This window comes from Microbacterium sp. Mcb102 (assembly GCF_024519805.1).
Classification (GTDB): Bacteria; Actinomycetota; Actinomycetes; order Actinomycetales; family Microbacteriaceae; genus Microbacterium.
In genome coordinates this window covers 495,914-513,888 of the sequence record NZ_JALJRG010000003.1, presented here as the reverse complement: position 1 = coordinate 513,888, position 17,975 = coordinate 495,914, and the positions used below count along the sequence as shown (strand labels likewise).

Annotated in this window: 19 protein-coding genes; 10 read left to right on the top strand and 9 right to left on the bottom strand. The window is 68.3% G+C overall.

All coding sequences use genetic code 11. The annotated features are described in order from the left end of the window. The first annotated feature begins 36 nt into the window (after window positions 1-36). Together msrB and msrA are read left to right on the top strand one after the other, a co-directional pair. Window positions 37-525 carry a peptide-methionine (R)-S-oxide reductase MsrB gene (gene msrB / locus OC372_RS11295; RefSeq protein WP_029264329.1) on the top strand — a complete coding sequence of 163 codons (489 nt, stop codon included), beginning with the start codon at window positions 37-39 and terminating at the stop codon, window positions 523-525. Beyond that, window positions 522-1,067 (top strand): peptide-methionine (S)-S-oxide reductase MsrA, encoded by a 546-nt coding sequence (gene msrA, locus OC372_RS11290; RefSeq protein WP_029264330.1) that lies wholly within the window; start codon window positions 522-524, stop codon window positions 1,065-1,067. Before msrB ends, msrA begins: the two co-directional genes overlap by 4 nt. A 164-nt stretch (window positions 1,068-1,231) precedes the next feature. Here msrA and OC372_RS11285 read toward each other — a convergent pair whose 3' ends face one another. The 3 genes from OC372_RS11285 to OC372_RS11275 all read right to left on the bottom strand — a co-directional run bounded on the left by OC372_RS11285 (window position 1,232) and on the right by OC372_RS11275 (window position 4,197). Beyond that, complete coding sequence (locus OC372_RS11285; RefSeq protein ID WP_262002089.1) at window positions 1,232-2,032, bottom strand: alpha/beta fold hydrolase; 801 nt, start codon at window positions 2,030-2,032, stop codon at window positions 1,232-1,234. Window positions 2,033-2,238: 206 nt separating this feature from the next. Beyond that, window positions 2,239-3,708 (bottom strand): catalase, encoded by a 1,470-nt coding sequence (locus tag OC372_RS11280; protein WP_262002088.1) that lies wholly within the window; start codon window positions 3,706-3,708, stop codon window positions 2,239-2,241. 66 nt (window positions 3,709-3,774) lie between these two features. Then, a complete protein-coding gene (locus tag OC372_RS11275; protein ID WP_029264333.1) occupies window positions 3,775-4,197 on the bottom strand; it encodes a Fur family transcriptional regulator in 423 nt (140 codons plus the stop codon). A 497-nt stretch (window positions 4,198-4,694) separates the two neighbouring features. Here OC372_RS11275 and OC372_RS11270 point away from each other — a divergent pair, with 497 nt between their 5' ends. From OC372_RS11270 to OC372_RS11250, 5 genes are all read left to right on the top strand, one after another. Next, window positions 4,695-4,964 carry a hypothetical protein gene (locus tag OC372_RS11270; protein ID WP_262002087.1) on the top strand — a complete coding sequence of 90 codons (270 nt, stop codon included), beginning with the start codon at window positions 4,695-4,697 and terminating at the stop codon, window positions 4,962-4,964. 36 nt (window positions 4,965-5,000) lie between these two features. Continuing rightward, the gene (locus OC372_RS11265; protein WP_262002106.1) at window positions 5,001-5,798 is read left to right on the top strand and encodes an ABC transporter ATP-binding protein; all 798 of its coding nucleotides are present in this window, start codon (window positions 5,001-5,003) and stop codon (window positions 5,796-5,798) included. Window positions 5,799-5,800: 2 nt separating this feature from the next. After that, a complete protein-coding gene (locus OC372_RS11260) occupies window positions 5,801-6,097 on the top strand; it encodes a hypothetical protein (protein ID WP_262002086.1) in 297 nt (98 codons plus the stop codon). 1 nt (window position 6,098) lies between these two features. Further along, entirely contained in the window at window positions 6,099-7,589 is a 1,491-nt protein-coding gene (locus tag OC372_RS11255) for a hypothetical protein (RefSeq protein ID WP_262002085.1), read from the top strand. Window positions 7,590-7,830: 241 nt separating this feature from the next. Further along, on the top strand, window positions 7,831-8,247 hold the full coding sequence (locus OC372_RS11250) for a hypothetical protein (protein WP_262002084.1): 417 nt from the start codon (window positions 7,831-7,833) through the stop codon (window positions 8,245-8,247). 51 nt (window positions 8,248-8,298) lie between these two features. Here OC372_RS11250 and OC372_RS19385 read toward each other — a convergent pair whose 3' ends face one another. The 6 genes from OC372_RS19385 to OC372_RS11225 form a co-directional block, all read right to left on the bottom strand. Beyond that, window positions 8,299-8,586, bottom strand: coding sequence for a helix-turn-helix domain-containing protein (locus OC372_RS19385; protein WP_410054864.1), 288 nt, complete (start codon window positions 8,584-8,586; stop codon window positions 8,299-8,301). A 384-nt stretch (window positions 8,587-8,970) separates the two neighbouring features. Further along, complete coding sequence (locus OC372_RS11245) at window positions 8,971-9,936, bottom strand: squalene cyclase (RefSeq protein ID WP_105711737.1); 966 nt, start codon at window positions 9,934-9,936, stop codon at window positions 8,971-8,973. 44 nt (window positions 9,937-9,980) lie between these two features. Then, window positions 9,981-10,637 (bottom strand): histidine phosphatase family protein, encoded by a 657-nt coding sequence (locus tag OC372_RS11240; RefSeq protein ID WP_262002083.1) that lies wholly within the window; start codon window positions 10,635-10,637, stop codon window positions 9,981-9,983. A gap of 147 nt (window positions 10,638-10,784) precedes the next feature. Then, the gene (locus OC372_RS11235) at window positions 10,785-11,705 is read right to left on the bottom strand and encodes a J domain-containing protein (protein ID WP_105711736.1); all 921 of its coding nucleotides are present in this window, start codon (window positions 11,703-11,705) and stop codon (window positions 10,785-10,787) included. Window positions 11,706-11,775: 70 nt separating this feature from the next. After that, window positions 11,776-12,429 (bottom strand): IMPACT family protein, encoded by a 654-nt coding sequence (locus OC372_RS11230; protein WP_262002082.1) that lies wholly within the window; start codon window positions 12,427-12,429, stop codon window positions 11,776-11,778. A 30-nt stretch (window positions 12,430-12,459) separates the two neighbouring features. After that, a complete protein-coding gene (locus OC372_RS11225) occupies window positions 12,460-13,446 on the bottom strand; it encodes an aldo/keto reductase (RefSeq protein ID WP_262002081.1) in 987 nt (328 codons plus the stop codon). A gap of 200 nt (window positions 13,447-13,646) precedes the next feature. Between OC372_RS11225 and OC372_RS11220 the strand changes: the two genes are divergently transcribed. Genes OC372_RS11220 through OC372_RS11210 form a run of 3 tightly spaced genes read left to right on the top strand, consistent with a single transcriptional unit; the run spans window position 13,647 to window position 17,672 of the window. Then, window positions 13,647-15,779, top strand: coding sequence for an MMPL family transporter (locus OC372_RS11220; protein ID WP_262002080.1), 2,133 nt, complete (start codon window positions 13,647-13,649; stop codon window positions 15,777-15,779). Continuing rightward, window positions 15,745-17,052 (top strand): sensor histidine kinase, encoded by a 1,308-nt coding sequence (locus OC372_RS11215; RefSeq protein WP_262002079.1) that lies wholly within the window; start codon window positions 15,745-15,747, stop codon window positions 17,050-17,052. Before OC372_RS11220 ends, OC372_RS11215 begins: the two co-directional genes overlap by 35 nt. Further along, window positions 17,049-17,672 (top strand): response regulator, encoded by a 624-nt coding sequence (locus OC372_RS11210; RefSeq protein ID WP_262002078.1) that lies wholly within the window; start codon window positions 17,049-17,051, stop codon window positions 17,670-17,672. Before OC372_RS11215 ends, OC372_RS11210 begins: the two co-directional genes overlap by 4 nt. Window positions 17,673-17,975 lie beyond the last annotated feature (303 nt).

The window sequence follows — 17,975 nt, the reverse complement described above, 5'->3', positions numbered from 1 at the left end:
GCCGCAGCCAGCGACGTCGGACTAAGGAGTCAGATCATGTCGAACGACTACGGCAAGACCCCCGAGGCCGTCAGCGGCCTCACGAACCTGCAGTACGAGGTGACGCAGCAGGACGCGACCGAACCGCCGTTCCGCAACGCGTACTGGAACAACCACGACGACGGCATCTACGTCGACGTCGTCTCGGGCGAGCCGCTGTTCTCGTCGACCGACAAGTTCGACAGCGGAACCGGATGGCCCAGCTTCACCAAGCCCATCGAGGCGGATGCCGTCACCACGCGCACCGACCGCTCGTTGTTCATGAAGCGCACCGAAGCGCGCTCCGCGAACGCCGACAGCCACCTCGGCCACGTCTTCGACGACGGCCCCCGCGATGAGGGCGGGCTCCGCTACTGCATGAACTCGGCGGCCCTCCGCTTCGTCCCGGCTGACAGGCTGGAGGAGGAGGGGTACGGTCGCTACAGTCCCCTCTTCGCGAAGACGCCGAACACCCCCACCACCGACACCTCTGAGGAGCAGTCATGACCGACACCGGAACCATCACGCGCACGCCCGGGACCGAGACGGCCGTTCTCGCCGGCGGTTGTTTCTGGGGCATGGAAGACCTGATCCGCCGCCAGCCCGGCGTGATCGGCACGCGCGTCGGCTACACCGGCGGATCGAACGACCACGCGACCTACCGCAATCACCCCGGCCACGCCGAGGCCGTGGAGATCGTTTTCGACCCGACCAAGACGACGTACCGCGACATCCTTGCGTTCTTCTTCCAGATCCACGACCCGTCCACGAAGGACCGTCAGGGCAACGACATCGGCTCGAGCTACCGCTCGGCGATCTTCCCGCTCTCTCCCGAGCAGGAGACGGTCGCACGCGACACGATCGCCGACGTCGACGCCTCGGGCCTGTGGCCGGGCAAGGCCGTCACCACGATCGAGGCCGCGGGCCCGTTCTGGGAGGCCGAGGAAGAGCACCAGGACTACCTGATCAAGTACCCCAACGGCTACACCTGCCACTTCCCGCGCGCGGGATGGGTGCTGCCCCAGCGCGCGGAGAGCTCCGCCGTCTAGGCCGGGGGCCCGCGCCCCTCACCTCGCTCGCACGGAACGAAGGAGTTCTCACGGATTGAAGGACCGGATGCGGAATCCGGTCCTTCAATCCGTGAGAACTCCTTCGCAATGGGCGGGTGGGCGGGTGGGCGGGTGGGCGAGCGAGTGGGCGAGCGGGCGAGCGGCTACGCCTCGGAGAGGAACGCCAGCGCCGCCTCTTTGAAGTCCCGCGATCCCGGAGCGTTGAAGTGGTTCCGGTTCGGGATCTCGAAGAAGCGACCGTCGGGGGCCGCGGACGCCAGTGCCCGTGAACCCTCGATGATGGCATCCTTCGAACCCGTGGCGAACAGGATCGGGCGCGTCGGCGCATCCGATGGATCGGGGTCGATCATCCCTGACGACCGCATCCCTTCCGCGAGCGCGACCAGTGCCTGCAGGTCGTTGCCGGGTACCCGCTCCGTCAGCGCGATGTAGTTCTGCGTCGTGGGGTCGGCGACCGGGGTGCCGTCGGCGATGTACGCCCGCACCTGGTCCAGGTCGAGGCGGGCCAGGGGGATGCCGTCCGGCACTCCGCCGAGCACCGCCCGGCCGATGCGGTGAGGCAGCTCGCGCACCACTTCCCAGCCCACGCGGGCTCCGAGCGAGTAGCCGACGTAGAACGCGTCGTCCACGAGGTATGTGTCCATCACGGTCTCGACATCGGTCACCAGCGTCCGGATGCGGTACCCCTCCGGATCGTGCGGCTTCTCGCTGCGCCCATGCCCCCGCTGATCGAGCGCGAGCACCCGGTAGCCGGCGCGGTCGAGCTCGCGCACCCAGCCGGTCAGGACCCAGTTGTCGCGGGCGCTCGACGCGAATCCGTGCACGATCACGACGACCGGAGCATCCGGATCGCCCCAGGTGTACGTCGCCAGGCGTGTGCCGTCGGCGGCATACACGTGCTGCGGGTCGGGCATGCTGGTCAGGTCGGAGAGGGGGGTGGCCACCCTTCCATCTTGGCCCTGTTCCGCGTCAGCGGCGCTGCTCCCACGGCCCTGTGCCGAGACCCCGCCTCCAACCCCGAGACCCGGCCTCCAACCCCGAGACCCGGCCTCCAACCCCGAGACCCCGCCGTAACGCCGAGACCCCCTCCTGTCGACGTGGGCAGGAGGGGGTCTCGGCGCGAGGACGGGGGCTCAGCGGATGGCGCGGATCAGACCCGATCCCGCAGGGCTGCACCGAGCTCGGCATCCACGTTCGTCCAGTACTGGAAGAACCGCTCGCGGATGTCGTCGATGGTGATGGAGCGGCCCTGCCCGGTGAGGGTCTCGAGGAACCGCGCCCGCTGCTCGCCGTCGAAGACCTCACGGTAGAGCGTGCCCGCCTGGCCGAAGTCGTCGTCCTCGGCGTGCAGCGTGGCCGCCGAGCGCACGAGCTGGCCGTCGGCCTCCCAGTTCGCTTCGAGCGCCACGGTCGGATCCGCCTCGGGGCCCCCGGCCGCGCCGAACGAGTTCGGGTGGTAGGTGCGGTGTGCGGCGTCGTTGTGCTGGTACCGCATCGAACCTTCGTGCTGGTAGTTGCGCGCCTCGGCCGCGTGCGGCTGGTTCACGGGCAGCTGGTTGTAGTTCGGACCGATGCGGTGACGCTGGGCATCGGGGTACGCGAAGATGCGGCCCAACAGCATCTTGTCCGGCGAGAGCCCGGTGCCGGGCACCAGGTTGCTGGGCGAGAAGCCGGCCTGCTCGATCTGCGTGAAGAAGTTCTCCGGATTCCGGTTCAGGGTCAGCGTGCCGACCTTGATGCGCGGGTAGTCCTTGAGCGAGATGGTCTTGGTGAGGTCGAACGGGTTGAACCGGTAGTCCTTCGCCTCGCCGTACGGCATGATCTGCACGTACAGATCCCAGGAGGGGTGGTCGCCGCGGGCGATCGAGTCGAACAGGTCGCGGCGGTAGAAGTCGGCGTCGGATCCGGCGAGCTGCTGCGCCTCCTCGGCGCCCATCGCCTCGACGCCCTGGTTCGAGACGAAGTGGTAGCGCATCCAGAAGAGCTCACCGGCTTCGTTCACCCACGAGAAGGTGTGCGAGCCGTAACCGTTCATGTGCCGCCAGCTGCGCGGGAGGCCGCGGTCGCCCATGAGGTAGGTGACCTGGTGCGCGGTCTCGGGAGAGAGCGTCCAGAAGTCCCACTGCATGTCGGGGTCGCGCAGACCCGAGTCGCCGAGGCGCTTCTGGGAGTGGATGAAGTCCGGGAACTTGATCGCGTCGCGCAGGAAGAACGTCGGGGTGTTGTTGCCGACGATGTCGAGGTTGCCCTCTTCCGTGTACAGGCGCAGCGAGAACCCGCGCACGTCGCGCCAGGTGTCGGGCGAGCCCTGCTCGCCGGCGACCGTCGAGAAGCGGATGAGCGCCTCGGTCTTCGCGCCCGGCTGGAACACCGCAGCGCGGGTGTACTTCGACACGTCTTCGGTGACGACGAACTCACCGAAGGCGCCGCCGCCCTTCGCGTGCGGGTTGCGCTCCGGCACGCGCTCGCGGTTGAACGCCGCGATCTTCTCGACCAGGTAGTGATCGTGCAGGACCGTGGGGCCGTCAGGGCCGACCGTCAGCGAATGCTCGTCGCTCACGATCGGGGCTCCGGCCTGCGTGGTGGTGGACGGACGGTACGAATCGGCAGGTTTCGTCATGGTTCTCTCCTTCTCCGCGCAGGCGCGACGAATACCCCCATCCGTGGATGGGCGTTCGTCGGTCGGCTATTGCGCGGCGTTCTGGCAGCTGGGGCAGAGGCCCCAGAAGGTGACCTCGGCGGTCTGGACGGTGAATCCACCCGTCGAGGACGGGGTGAGACACGGCGCTTCGCCGACGACGCAGTCCACATCGCCGACCGCACCGCAGGAGGTGCAGACGACGTGGTGGTGGTTGTCGTCGATGCGCCGCTCATAGAGCGCCGCGGAACCTGCCGGTTCGATCCGGCGGATGAGACCCGCCGTCGTCAGGTCCGCGAGGATGTTGTGCACCGACTGGATCGACGTGGTCGGCAGCACTTCGGACACGGCGCGGTAGACCCGCTCCGCATCGGTATGGGCCATGGAGTCGAGAGCCTCGAGAACGGCGACGCGGCCCGCGGTCGCACGCAGCCCGGCAACGCGAAGCGCCGAGTCGAGTTCTGTCTCCATGTCTCGAGTGTACCCCGTTATTTGAATAACTCAAAAGAACGCATATCGGGATGCTGCGCCGAGGCGGTGGATTCTCGGCTCAGGCGCGTCCGGCCCAGCGACGTGTTGCCGGCGAGCCGCTCATAGGCGAGCGCCCCCAGCAGGTCGTCCTACTCCCGGACCGTTCTGTGCCAGTCCACTGGCCGGCCGTCGTCCTGCTGGGCGAGGAGGGCGACCGTGCTGTCGCCACCCGGTCGCGCGAGGCCTGCCTCGCCTGCTCGGCTGCCGTAGCAGGTCGCGCTCCACCCGCCAGCGCAGGGCGGGATCGCCGTCGAGCAGCAGCACATCGCCCTCCGCCCGATCGCCAGGCGGGCACCCGTGTGTGTGGCCATTCGTGCAGTCAGCGTGGACGTATGTCTACGCTTCTTGCGATGCAAACTGCGCTTTCTTGTCGCTCCACCCCCGCCGACGTAGCTTTCCCAAGACCTCAATGGATGAGGCTTAGCAAAGGAGTTGACATGACGCTGACAGAAGCGGCAGTAAGAGCAACGAACGGCGTGGAGAGCATGCTGTACGCCACCGGGCCGAAACTGGAACGCGCGCGCGACGCCGGTGCGTCTCGCGCCGATCAGGGGGCATTCCTCATTCTCATCCCCATCGCGATCATCATCGCGATGGGCCTGATGGCTGCGTGGTTCCTGTACTGCCAGCAGCGGGGCGCTTGGCCGGCCATGGACATGCCGAGCTTCAATGCTGGCGGCACCTGGAAGGTCTACTGCGCCAAATAGGCGCGGGTGACGATGTGGGGGGGGGCGGGGGTGACGATGATCGCGCCGACGCTGACAGCAACCACGATCCGGAAGAACTACGGAAAGAGCACACCGGTTAACTCGGTCTCATTCGAAGTGTCCAGCGGGAGCGTTCATGGATTGCTCGGGCCAAACGGATCCGGCAAGACAACCACCCTCCACATCGTCACTGGTCTTCTGGACTCGGATGGCGGCGAGGTGACTATTTCCGGGCGCGGCATCGCCGACAAGGCAAGCCGCGCAAGCTTTGGCTTCGCACCGGACGACCTCGCCCTCCCGACTGCACTTACCGGTCGGGAGTTCCTGACCTTTCACGATACGTTGCGCGCGCGAGATGATCGAGAGAGGGCGAAACTCTTGGCAGATGCCCTCGGCATTGCGGCTGATCTTGACAAGCTGGTTATGGAGTATTCCCATGGCATGCAGCGCAAACTACAGCTCATCGCTGCAGTGATGCATAACCCTCGGCTTCTGGTTCTCGATGAACCGTTCCGCGGGCTGGACCCGGAAGCGTCCGTAACAGTGCGGACGCTTCTTTCCTCATTCGTGGCGGGGGGGGGCGCTGTACTTGTTGCCACGCATGACATGCTGCGCGCAGAGCGAGAGTGTGACACCGTCACAATCTTGAGCGACGGCAGAACGGTCGCGCAAGGATCGCCCGCATCGTTGCGGCTCGCCAATGAGGGATGTTCGAGCCTTGAAGACGTATTCATGCGTGTCACGGGTCGAGATTCTGATATGGCGCGGAGGGCCGACGCTGTCGCCACGGCGTTCACTACCAACACATTTTCACCACGACAAAGAGGGACATAGTGATGAATTTCACGCTTCGAATCATTCTCAATGCGATCAGCGGTCTGGCTCTAGGAGCGGCCGTCGTGTTCATCACTACGCTGCTGAGCCTGGCGTTTGCGTTCATCACTGATGGGGGCGCGGGTATTCCAGGCATTATCAACATCTGGACCACATCGGAGAATGACGCGATCGCGCTGAACTTCGACCCGAACTTCGCCGGCATGGGCATCGCAGTCCTCGCCATCGGTGTGGTCTATACGGTTCTGACCACTGGGATCTGGCATCGCCGCAACGCACGCAAGCTTCAGTCCACCTGACATGGCAAAGACCGCTCGAGTACTCGCAGTCTCCTCCACGATTGTAAAGCTGTGGGTCAGAGAGGTAGCCTCGGCGACCGGCACGAGTATACGCACCGTCAAGGTTGGTGCGGGAGTCTCGCTCGTGCTTGCCTCATTCCTCGGTGCGCTGCTCGCGCTTGTCGCGGCTTCGCATTTAGAGGGCGATATCCCATCGGAGCTACGGGCTGCGGCGCTTCGTACATCCTTCTCTGGTGCTGCACTCACTGGTGGAGCCATCGGAGTCGTGCTCTGCATGTCGGTGCCGTCTCGTACAGCGCTTCAGAACCTCATCGATCTGCTCCCGATCGATCGAGTCACGGCGCGGCTCGGCCAGATCGTGCCGTTATTCACGGCAGGTCTCGTTTATAGTCTTGCGCTTTCCATGAGCGGAATCGCGATAGTCGTCAGAACAACGACGAGTGTGTGGATCGCAGTGGGAGGGGTGGCCGCATACATCGCGCTGGTCATCGTCGCTCTCGCATTCTCGATTGGCGTGTTCTCGGTAGCGCAGTACGCATCGGCGCGACTGCTCAGGTTGCCCCCGCAGTATGCAGCAACGCTCGGGGGCGCGGCGGCCCTCGTCATCACTCTCGCAGCGACAGTGCCCGATATTCTCTCGTCCCAACCGGTGCTCGAATTCACCTGGGGCATAGGCGAGGTTTTGCCAGCCAGAGTATTTGCCTGGGTAGCCTACGGACAGCCCGGGGCCATCATTGGCGCAACCCTCTGGGGGGCTGTCGCAGCTTCTCTCGTGTGGTTCGGAGCGAAGTTGAGAACACCGAGCTCTCGCAATCGGCAGCCGCGCTGGCTTCACGGCATGAAGCCGCTGGGTCGTTCCGCGGGGTGGGGTCACGTTTGGTTCGAGATGTTGATCGCCGTGCGTAACCCGCAGTTCACCATGACTGTGCTGCTCGTGCCAGCCACTCTTGGGGGAGTATACGCGCTGACCTTAGTGCCGGCGGTCAGCGCACTGGCGGGGCAGCTCGGCCTTTCGGTTGCAGTGTTCCCGATGATGCTCGCCCTGTATTCCGGGGGACGCACTTTGCCGTCAGCATGGGTTGGACGAGTTGTCGGGTCAACCACCGCCGTTCGAGTGATCGCAAAGTCAATCGCAATTGTCATGACCAGCGGTTTGCTTTCATGCTGCATTGCGACTGTGCTGCTGGCATCACGCCTGGTTCAGCCTGCAGATCTCGGTGATCTGGTCGCGCGCTGCGTGTTAGCACTCGGTCTCGCGCTGGCTGTCGGAACATTGATCCCTTACAGCGAGCAGCAACCGCTGTCGATTGTCGCGGGAGGTTTTGTGCTCGCGGTAGGGTACCTTCTCATCACGCTCAGCGTCGGCATGGGAACACAAGGTTTGGCACCGGGGACGTCGACGGCCATTCTGCTGGCGGCAGCTCTTGCCGCTCTTGGCGCATATGCGCTCCTCAGTGCACGGGCTCTCCGCGCAGGGCCTGTGCGTGCTTGACCACCGGACGCGCCTGACAGAGGGGACCGTGATCGATTGCGGCCGCATCCTCTGTGAAGATCTGAAGCTAGATTTGGACCCCGGCAGAGCGAGATGGAGCGGGCTTCTCAGTACTGATGTCGGCTTGCGGTTCGGCCGCCGAGCTGTTTGGCTGCCAGCGTGGTTCACCACAGCAGGACGGCGGATCCCGCATGGTGTTGCACTCGGCGCGATCGGTGCGCTGCTGCACTTTGCTGCGGGGATGAGCCTGTTCTTCGTGATTCTCGTGGCGACGGCGTCTATCGGGAGCTTCCTGGGGCTGCCGCTACTATCAGCAGCTGCCGCTCTGGTTGCCATCGTCTTGCTGTCGATTCTTGTTCATGAAGCCGGACATGTCGTGGCGTACCGGATACTCATGGGTGCAGAGGCCCCGGCGATTGCCGTAGTAAAGGGCGCCAGCTGCCGGGTCATTCGGCTGAGGGGGCGACCGAATGCAGATGCACTTGTGGCGCTAGCTGGCCCGATCGCACCGATCATGGCCTCCGCTGTCTTCTTGCCGTTCTGGAACCTCGCCCCGCCCCCAATCGGTTTCGCTGTGTTGGTAGGAATCGGTCACGTAGTGTCGGTTGCGCTACCGTTTGGTGACGGCGCCACGGTTCGAGAGATCATGCGCGCGTGAGAGCGCTCGTCCGCAGTGGTTGGTGCTTGCTTGCAGGCGACGTGACGGGGATCATTCCGTAGCGCCGTGCCGGGCGGAGCGAGCGATGCGCTCCGCATCATCGATGTGTTCCGCTAACGCAGCGAGGATGGTTTCATCGGCGCCGACTGAGACAAGGACTCGCATCAGCGTGCTTAGTTTCGGGTCAGGGGAACGCCTACTCCGCGAGGTCCGCTCGAGAGCACGATAGGTAGGAATTGAACAACCAATTGAGTGTGCAGCTTGTTCTTGCGTAAGACCCTGCGTGTCGCGGAATCTCCTCAGATGTTCAGCAACGAGGTCAAGTAGGCGATCTGGCATCGTCCCTCCTCCTCTCGTATAGGCGACCGTCAACCTCCCCCCCCCGATGTCAGTGGTCTGTCCAGAAGGCTCAGTTGGTGTGCTGTGTGCCCGGTCTCCGAGAGACGCCAGAGCCCCCCGGCGAGGCCGGCGAGATAACGCGGATGGGCGACGTGGGAGCTTTACCGATCCGCGCCTGGGCCACCGAGGCCGATGCGTAACACGTTACACATATTGAGTGGCTCATGATTTCCGCGGTACGCGTCAGCCCTGCTGAGGTACGTTCCGGCGCGGGAGGCGTGCATCGCGTTGGAGGCTTTCGCGCTGGGGCGGATTGCTGCGGAGCTGTGGAGGCTCACCGGCGATCTTGGGTATCGCCGGCCGGCCGGCCGGTCGGGTCTCGGCTCAGGCGCGTCCGGCCCAGTCGAGCACGCGGGTGCCGAGGAGTGTCAGCCAGCGGGAGGGATGACCCTCCCCGGCATCGACCGGGAACCAGGTGCGCCCGGCGAGCGGAGTGGTCTGCGTCCACGTGCCGTCCGCCCGTCGCGCGGCGCGGACCAGCTCGACGGCATCCGCGATCCGGTCGTCGGGTGCGCCGCCCTCGACGAGTGACACCTCGCGGAAGTGGTCCAGGGCCGTCAGCGCGCTGTACCGGTGACGACTCGGATACACGAAGCGCCCCACGAACGGGCCGACCTGCTCGCCGGTCGAGTCGCGGTACAGCAGCCGACGCCGCAGCAGATACTCCTCGCCCGAGTGCCGCGCCTCGCGCAACGACGTGTCGCCGGTGAGTCGCTCGTAGGCGAGCATCCCGCGCAGGGCGTTGAGCGTGGAGTGGAACGACGACCGCACCGAGTCGCCCTCCTCCGCCTCGCAGTTCCACCCGCCGTCGTCGAGGCGGTGAGCGGGGAACCATCGGGCGAGGGCGGCCACGTCCGCCCCCAGCCAGGCGCCGTTCGCCAGCGTGTAGGCGTTGATGCACACGTCGACCTCGCCGCCCCAATAGGGCAGGTCGTCGTACTCCCACCGGCTGTTCCGCGCCAGTCGCTCCGCGGTGTCGCCGAGCACGGCGGCATCCACGCCCCACTCGCGCAGATCGTTCAGCGACCAGGTCGTGGCCGTCCACGGCTGCCCCGGCTCCTCGGCCTCCGGGCTGCCGAAGAAGCCCGCCGGGAAGAAGGCGCCGCCGGCCCACTGGCCGTCGTCGTCCTGTCGAGCGAGGAGAGCGGCGCCGAATCCTTCGGTCGCCACCCGGGCGCGCGTCGCCTGCCACACCTGCTCGGGCTCCCGCAGCAGGTCGCGCTCCACCTGCCAGCGCAGCGCAGGGTCACCGTCGAGCAGCCACTGCATCGTCTCCGTCGTGATCGCCATGCGGGCACGCTACTCCTCGGTGCGGCGCGCGCATACCCGTCGCGTCAGGATTCGGCGGGTGCCGAAGGCAGCTCCGGGCCGTAGTTCCACGACAGGATGGCGGGCTGCTCGCGCGCGAAGCCGAGCACCGAAACCGACCCGGCATCCAGGCTGATCTGGGCGCCGAAGCGCGGAGCGAGCCGCAGGTACACCGCCGTCAGGATGCGCAGGAAGTGGCCGTGCGCGACCAGCGCGACGTCTCCCTGCGACATCGCCGGCAGCACCCGCGTGAGCACCCGCGACGCCCGCGCGGCGACCTCTTCCACGGTCTCGCCGGGGGTGCGCCCGGGGATCACGCCGTGGGTGAAGGTGCTCCAGCCGTAGCCGAGCTCCGCACGGATGTCCTTCGTGGTGCGACCCTCGTATCCGCCGTAGTCCCACTCGACGAGCAGCGGATCGATCTCGGCGTGCAGGCCCGCGAGCTCCGCGGTGCGCTGCGCCCGCACGAGCGGAGACGTCAGAACGAGCGAGAAGTCGTAGTCCGCCACGAGCGCACCCGCGCGACGGGCCAGATCCTCGCCGCGCCCCGTGAGGGGGATGTCGGTGAGCCCCGTGTGCCTGCCGGTCCGCGACCATTCGGTCTCGCCGTGGCGCAGGAGCACCAGCTTTCCGGTCGGTGCTTCGGGGGCGGGGTGTTCGAGTATCGGTTCGCGTGCAGGCACAACGACACCGTAACCCCCGCCGGCCCTCGGATGATTCGCCGATGGGGTGACGATTCGCCGAGGAATCCCCTCGGACCTCTCGGCGGATCGTCCTGGACTCGGCGAATCGTCGGGGCTGGACGGGTCGGGGCGGGGCCGGCCACCGGGTCAGACGAAACGGACGGTCTGCTGCAGCCGGGTGCGCACGTCGAACAGCTCGTTGCCGCCGATGGCCCGCGCCTGTGGAACGCCCTGACGCAGCACCATCGCGAGCGCGCTGCGCCGCACCACCACGACCGGGACGCCGCGGGTCGTGCCGAGCGGGGTGACCGCCTGGGAGAGGTCGTCGTCGGGGAGCACGATGATCGCACCGCCGAACTTCACGCGGGCGGCCTTGGCCACCGTGCGCATCCGCCCGAGCGCGGCGGTCACGGGCGCGCGGGTGCCGAGGCTCGGTCCCGTGATCTCGCCGCGACGGAAGCCGACCACCCCGCCGAAGTCCTCCGACATCACGCCGTACAGGCCCGAGGGGCCCAGCACCACGTGGTCGAGCTTGTCGTCGGCATCGGCTCCGGCGGCGACGTCGTGCCACACCGTGTAGCCCATGCCCAGGTCGGACACCGTGCGTGCGGTGGCCTCCTCCGCCAGGGCGTCGGCGAGGAGCCGGCGCAGGTCACGCGGCGCCGAGCGCACGAGCGCGGGGTCGTAGGGATCGGGCACCTCGACGCCGCGCCCCGCCCATTCGCGGATGAGGTCGAGATAGCGCTCACGGCGCCAGCCGCCGGGGTGGCCGTACGACCGGGCCCGCGGCCGGGTGTCGGTGCGGGTCGGCGGCGGCCGCCATCCACTCCACTCGGAGCCCGCCTCGTGGGTCACACCGGTCCGGCGGTCGTAGGCGGCGCGACCCTCGGCGGTGCCGATCAGCTCCCAGGCGCGCTGCACCTGGATGAAGATCGCCGCGTCGCCACCGGTGTCGGGGTGGGTCTGACGCAGGCGCAGACGGTAGGCGCGGCGCAGCTCGACGTCGTCGACGCCGGGGTCGACCTCGAGGATCTCGTAGGCCGAAGCCGAGAGCGGACTGTCGAACATCGCTCTCCCTCCGCGACCGCGGCATCCAGGATATCCGCCGTATCTTGTGGTTTCGCCGTTCCCGCCGGGTTCAGTCGGGGACGTCGACGATGCGCTCGACGCCCAGCACGGGGATGACCGCTCCCGCGGATGCTGCGGCCAGGTCGTCGGCGAGCCGGGGGAGCTCGGCGTCGGGCGCCCACAGCTCGAGCGTGGCGGTCGCCGTGTAGGTCGGTTCGCCGAGCGTCGCACCGTGATGCACCGCCCACTCGCGCAGCAGGTTGTCGTAGCGTCCGGCATCCGCGTGGGGCACCTCGAGTGTCACCTGCCGGAGCGCCTCCCTCCGCACCAGGGTCGCCAGGTCGAGCGTCTCGGACACCGCCGAGGAGTAAGCGCGCACGAGACCGCCCGCTCCGAGCTTCACACCGCCGAAGTACCGTGTCACCACCGCGACCACGTCGGTCAGCTCCCGGCGCCGCAGCACCTCCAGCATCGGGATGCCCGCGGTGCCCGAGGGCTCTCCGTCATCCGACGATCGCGCCTGATCACCGAGCAGACCGGTGATCATCGCGGTGCAGTTGTGGTTCGCGTCCCAGGCCCGCTTGCGGATGCCGGCGATCACCGCTTCGGCCTGCTCGACCGACGAGACGGGTTCGACGCGGGTGAGGAAGCGCGACTTGCGGATGACCGTCTCGTGCTCGACCGCGGCCGCGATGGTCGCGGGGTAGCTGCGGGCGGAGGTCACCCGCCTCACGATACCGAGGCCGTCGGCGGCTCACCGGTCGACGAACGCCATCTGCTGCGGGTTGTAGCGGTCGCCGGCCACACCGATGCGCGCGGCCAGGGTCGACAGGTCGGCGACCTCGTCGGCGGAGAGCGCGACGGCGGTGCTGCCCGCGTTCTCGGCGATGCGCGCGGTGCGCCGGGTGCCGGGGATGGGCACGATCCACGGCTGCTGGGCGAGCAGCCAGGCGAGGGCGATCTGGCCGGGGGTGGCGTCCTTGGACGCGGCGAGTTCGGCGACGTGCGCCACGAGCGCCTGGTTCGCCGCCCGGTTCTCGGCTGTGAAGCGCGGGATGGTGGCGCGGATGTCACCGGCTGCGAAGTCCGCCGCGGTGTCGACCGTGCCGGTCAGGAATCCCTTGCCGAGCGGGCTGAAGGGCACGAACCCGATGCCGAGCTCGGCGAGCACCGGTAGGACCTCCGCCTCCGGCTCGCGGGTCCACAGCGAGTATTCGCTCTGCAGCGCGGTCACCGGATGCGCGGCATGGGCGCGGCGGATGGTGTCGGCCGAAGCCTCGGAGAGCCCGAAGTGGCGCACCTTGCCCTCGGCGATCAGCTCGCCCACGGTGCCGGCCACGTCTTCGATCGGCACGTCGGGGTCGACGCGATGCTGGTAGAAGAGGTCGATCACATCGGTCCGCAGACTCCGCAGCGATGCCTCGGCCACCCGGCGGATCTGCTCGGGGCGGCTGTTCAGCCCGACACTCTTTCCGTCTTCGATGGCCCACCCGAACTTGGTCGCGATGACGACCCTGTCGCGGATCGGCTCGAGCGCCTCGCCGACGAGCTCCTCGTTCACGTACGGGCCGTACACCTCGGCGGTGTCGTAGAAGTCCACGCCGTGGTCGACCGCCGACCGGAGCACGGCGATCATGTCTTCGCGGCTGCCGGGGTTCGGGCCGTAGCTCTGCGACATCCCCATGCAGCCGAGTCCGACCGCCGAGACCTGGAGGCCCTGTCCGAGAGTGCGTGTGTGCATGAGTCGTCCTTTCGTCTTCGCCGCGGGTGCGATCCGCGACTGTGGAACCGACGCTACGCCCGGTGGTCGCGACGAGGGAGGGCCTGACGGAACCCCTCTGACCGCGACCCTCCGGCGGCGCGGGCATCCATCGAACGATGGAGACGCGTCTCACCCTCCTGCCCGATCCTCCTCGGCGCCGTCGCGGCTGGACTGGATCCATGCTCCGCACCCTCCGCTCCCTCCCTCTGTGGCTCACCTCTCGACGCGGCGGGTGGATCTCCCTGCTGATCGCGGTGGTGGCGTTCACCGCCCTCCTCGGTGCCCTTGGTCGCGCGTCTCTGCCCGCCGGCAGCGACGTCGCCCCTCCGGACTCGGAGTCCGCTCGAGCGGCGGCCCTCGCCGAGCAGTTCCCCGACGCGGACGAGCACACCGTGCTGCTGGTCGCGGCTCGAGACGACGGCGGACAGCTCGGCGACGCAGACCTCGCGGCACTCGGCTCCCTCGCGGCCGACGTCGGAGCAGAGACCGGGCACGATCCACACGGTCCGATCGTCAGCGACGACGGGGAGGCCGCGGTCGTCCAGGCGACGCTGACGCTGGACGAGAACAAGGACGATGCCGCCGCGGACGCCGTGCACGGCCTGCGCGACACGGTGGCGCAGCATCCGATCGACGGTGTGACGGTGCAGGTCACCGGTGGCCCCGCGTTCGGGGTGGACGTCGCCTCCGCGTTCGATGGTGCCGACTTCACGCTGCTGATGGTGACGCTCGGGATCGTCGCGCTCCTGCTCATCGTCACCTACCGCTCGCCCGTGCTCTGGATGATCCCGCTCGTGGTGGTCGCGCTCGCCGACCAGCTGGCGAACAAGGCGACGGCGGCTATCGGGGCGGGGCTCGGCCTGCAGTTCGACTCCGGGATCGTGAGCGTCCTCGTCTTCGGCGCCGGGACGAACTATGCCCTGCTCCTCATCTCGCGCTACCGCGAAGAGCTCGCGCTCGACACCGACCACCGGCGCGCACTGGTCGCCGCCTGGCGTGCGACCGTGCCCGCGATCGTCGCCTCGAACGTCACCGTGGTCCTCGCCCTCTCGACGCTCGCCCTCGCGGTGATTCCCGGCACCCGCGGACTCGGGATCGCTTCGGCGGTGGGCCTGCTGATCGCGCTCGCCGCGGTGCTGCTGGTGCTTCCGCCGGCTCTCGCCGTGTGTGGCCGCCGCCTCTTCTGGCCGTTCGCCCCGCACGTGGGCGGTGGCGCCGCGACCGGTCGAGTGTGGGGCGCCGTCGCCGAACGCGTCTCCCGGCGCCCCTGGGTGCCGCTGGTCGGTGGGCTCGCGCTGCTCGGCGTCCTCGCCGGAGGCCTCGCCGGCGTGTCCGTCGGTCTCACGCAGGTCGAGAAGTTCCGCGTCGAGTCCGAGTCGGCGGCAGGGCTCACCGTGCTCGGCGAGCACTTCCCCGCGGGCGAGGCGCAGCCGATGATCGTGATCGGCGACACGGCTGAGACCGAGGCGCTGACCGAGGCCGTCGAAGACGTGCCGGGTGTGCTCCGGGTGTCCGCGACGGGGGAGAGCGCCGACGGAGCCCTCACGCGACTGCTCGTCGTCGGTGAACCGGCTCCGGGAACCACCGAGAGCCTCGATCTGGTGAGCGCCGTGCGCGAGGCCGCGGTCACGGTGCCGGATGCCGACGCCGTGGTGGGTGGCCCGGTCGCGGCGGATCTCGACGCCCGCGAGGGCAATCAACGCGACCTGCTGTTGATCGTCCCGCTCGTGCTCGCGGTCAGTCTGCTCGTGCTCATCGTGCTGTTGCGTTCCCTGGTGGCGCCCGTGCTGCTGCTCGCGGTGAACATCCTCAGCGCGGTCGCGGCGATCGGCGCAGGCACCTGGCTGAGCCGGGTCGTGTTCGGATGGGACGCGCTCGACCTGCAGGTCCCGCTGCTGTCGTTCCTGTTCCTGGTGGCGCTCGGCATCGACTACACGATCTTCCTGGTCCATCGGGCGCGCGTCGAGGCGCAGACGGTCGGCACGCGGCAGGGGATGGTGCGTGCGCTCACGGCGACGGGCGGCGTGATCACCAGCGCCGGCGTCGTGCTCGCGGCCGTGTTCGCCGCGCTCGGGCTGCTGCCCCTGGTCACGCTCGGACAGATCGGACTCATCGTCGGGATCGGGGTGCTCGTCGACACCTTCGTCGTGCGCACCCTGGTGGTCCCTGCGCTGTTCGCGATCGTCGGGGAGCGGATGTGGTGGCCGGGGAAGGTCGGGCGCGACGGATCCCGCGCCGATCGGGGTGCAGATCGACCGCACGGGGGAGAATACGAGGATGCCGCAGTCGCCACCTCTCCCGACGCGAGCTGAGCGCACCGCCCGTAACGAGCGGGCGGACGGATTCCGCACCCCGCGCACGTGGGCGAGCCTGGTCGGATCCATCCGCATCGGCCAGGCCGTCATCACGGTCGTGCTGCTCGTGATCGGCGCCTGGCGCGCGGCAGTCGATGGGGTTCCGCTGCCGTGGGTGCTCGCCGTGTCGCTCGTGTTCCTCGGCTGGTACGGCGGCGGCCTGCTGCTCAGCGAGCGCACGTCCGACCGCCGTCTGGCGACCTGGTGGCTGCTCGGGCTGACGCTCATCTGGCTCGGAGCGGTCGTCGTCTCGCCCGAGTTCGTGTGGCTCGCCTTCCCGCTGTGGCTGCTGGCCGGATTCGTGATGCGACTGCGGTGGGCACTGCTGCTGAGCGCGGCGATCCTCGCGGTCGTGGTGACCGCCCCGCTGCTGCACACCGGCACCACGACCTATGCGAACGTGATCGGGCCCCTCGTGGGCGGCGTCTTCGCGCTGGGGATCTCGCGCGGGTACCTCGAGCTCGTCCGCGACGGACGGGAGCGCCGTCGACTGATCGCCTCGCTCGTCGCGACCCAGGAGGAGATGTCGGCGCTCCAGGACGAGCTCGCCCGCACCCAGCGCGAGTCCGGCGCGAGTGAGGAGCGCACCCGGGTGTCGCGCGACATCCACGACACGATCGCGCAGAGCGTGTCGTCGATCGGGATGCTGGCGCGCTCGGCGTTGGAGTCCGGCGATCCCGCGCAGAGTACCCGCGCGCTCGAGCAGATCGACGCGCTCTCCGTCGAAGGGCTGGCCGATGCGCGACGCATCGTGAACGCGCTGATGCCGGCCGAACTCGAATCCACGGCCCTCGGCGACGCGCTCGCCCGGATGCTGGAGCGCCTGATCGACGAGACCGGGATCGAGGCGACCCTGCACGCCGACGACGACCTGCCGGCGCTCGGCATCGACGTCGAGGTCGCTCTGCTGCGGACGGCGCAGTCGGCCCTCGCGAACGTCCGCTCGCACGCATCCGCGTCGCGCGTCGTGGTGACCCTGGCCGATGCCGGCGACGCGGTGCGGCTCGACATCGTCGATGACGGGAAGGGATTCGACGCGACACGGTGGGATGCGCAGGGCGGCGTCGGCGGCCAGGGCGGCGGCTACGGGCTGCGCTCGATGCGCGCGCGGCTGCGAGAACTCGGCGGCGGGCTCGACGTCGAGAGTGCTCCGGGCGACGGCACCGCGCTCTCGGCGCACGTCCCGCTCGGCGGCACGGTGCAGGCGCGACGGAGCGGGGGCGAAGGATGACCGCGGTGCGCGTACTGCTCGTCGACGATCACCCCATCGTCCGGGCCGGGGTGCGCTCGCTGTTCGACCGCCGCGACGACGTCGAGGTGGTCGGCGAGGCGGCGTCCGGAGAGGAAGCCGTGGTTCTCGCCCGGCACCTGCATCCTGACGTCGTGCTCTGCGACCTGCGGCTCGGCGCGGGCATGGACGGCGTGCAGACGACCGCCGCGCTTCGTGCCCAGCATCCGGCACCCGCCGTGCTGATCCTGACGACGTTCGACCGCGACGCCGAGATCCTCGGTGCGATCGAGGCGGGAGCGGCCGGCTACCTGCTCAAGGATGTCGCACCGGACGACATCGTGCGGGCGATCCGCCAGGCCGCTTCCGGAGGGCTCGTGCTCACGCCCGAGCTCAGCGCGCGCGTCGTGCAGGTCATGCGCGCGCCGCGGGTGCGCCTGACCGACCGGGAGCTCGACGTGCTCCGGCTGCTCGACACCGGCGCATCGAACCGCGAGATCGCGAAGACCCTGTTCGTGACCGAGGCCACCGTGAAGACCCACCTCGTGCACGTGTTCGAGAAGCTCGGCGCCGACAGTCGCGCCCGCGCCATCGCGATCGCCCGCGACACCGGGCTCCTCTGAGCCGTCGTCCTCAGTCCTAGGACCGCCGCAGCGGGCGGAGATACCCCATCGTGGTGCTATCGAGCACGGCGGAATCTGCCTGGGGGAATAGAATGTGTCATGTTACTGCGGACGCCACCTTCAACTACAGGGGCGGGTCGTTCCAAATTCACTCGTAGGAGCTGAGCAGATGGTCGTCGGATTTTCCATCCCCGCCCTTCTCGGATCTGTGGTGATCGTCGCAGCGCTGCTGTGGTTTGTCGGTGCCGCCCTCCGGCGGCTGGTTGGCTCTCGCAGTCAGCAGGATGACCGATTCAAGTAAGG

Excerpts from the sequence above, each read along its gene's own strand:
- msrB (WP_029264329.1), top strand. The coding sequence starts at position 37 with ATGTCGAACGACTACGGCAAGACCCCCGAGGCCGTCAGCGGCCTCACG.
- msrA (WP_029264330.1), top strand. The coding sequence starts at position 522 with ATGACCGACACCGGAACCATCACGCGCACGCCCGGGACCGAGACGGCC.
- OC372_RS11280 (WP_262002088.1), bottom strand. The coding sequence starts at position 3,708 with ATGACGAAACCTGCCGATTCGTACCGTCCGTCCACCACCACGCAGGCC.
- OC372_RS11275 (WP_029264333.1), bottom strand. The coding sequence starts at position 4,197 with ATGGAGACAGAACTCGACTCGGCGCTTCGCGTTGCCGGGCTGCGTGCG.
- OC372_RS11270 (WP_262002087.1), top strand. The coding sequence starts at position 4,695 with ATGACGCTGACAGAAGCGGCAGTAAGAGCAACGAACGGCGTGGAGAGC.
- OC372_RS11265 (WP_262002106.1), top strand. The coding sequence starts at position 5,001 with ATGATCGCGCCGACGCTGACAGCAACCACGATCCGGAAGAACTACGGA.
- OC372_RS11260 (WP_262002086.1), top strand. The coding sequence starts at position 5,801 with ATGAATTTCACGCTTCGAATCATTCTCAATGCGATCAGCGGTCTGGCT.
- OC372_RS11255 (WP_262002085.1), top strand. The coding sequence starts at position 6,099 with ATGGCAAAGACCGCTCGAGTACTCGCAGTCTCCTCCACGATTGTAAAG.
- OC372_RS11250 (WP_262002084.1), top strand. The coding sequence starts at position 7,831 with ATGAGCCTGTTCTTCGTGATTCTCGTGGCGACGGCGTCTATCGGGAGC.
- OC372_RS19385 (WP_410054864.1), bottom strand. The coding sequence starts at position 8,586 with ATGCCAGATCGCCTACTTGACCTCGTTGCTGAACATCTGAGGAGATTC.
- OC372_RS11245 (WP_105711737.1), bottom strand. The coding sequence starts at position 9,936 with ATGGCGATCACGACGGAGACGATGCAGTGGCTGCTCGACGGTGACCCT.
- OC372_RS11235 (WP_105711736.1), bottom strand. The coding sequence starts at position 11,705 with ATGTTCGACAGTCCGCTCTCGGCTTCGGCCTACGAGATCCTCGAGGTC.
- OC372_RS11225 (WP_262002081.1), bottom strand. The coding sequence starts at position 13,446 with ATGCACACACGCACTCTCGGACAGGGCCTCCAGGTCTCGGCGGTCGGA.
- OC372_RS11220 (WP_262002080.1), top strand. The coding sequence starts at position 13,647 with ATGCTCCGCACCCTCCGCTCCCTCCCTCTGTGGCTCACCTCTCGACGC.
- OC372_RS11215 (WP_262002079.1), top strand. The coding sequence starts at position 15,745 with ATGCCGCAGTCGCCACCTCTCCCGACGCGAGCTGAGCGCACCGCCCGT.
- OC372_RS11210 (WP_262002078.1), top strand. The coding sequence starts at position 17,049 with ATGACCGCGGTGCGCGTACTGCTCGTCGACGATCACCCCATCGTCCGG.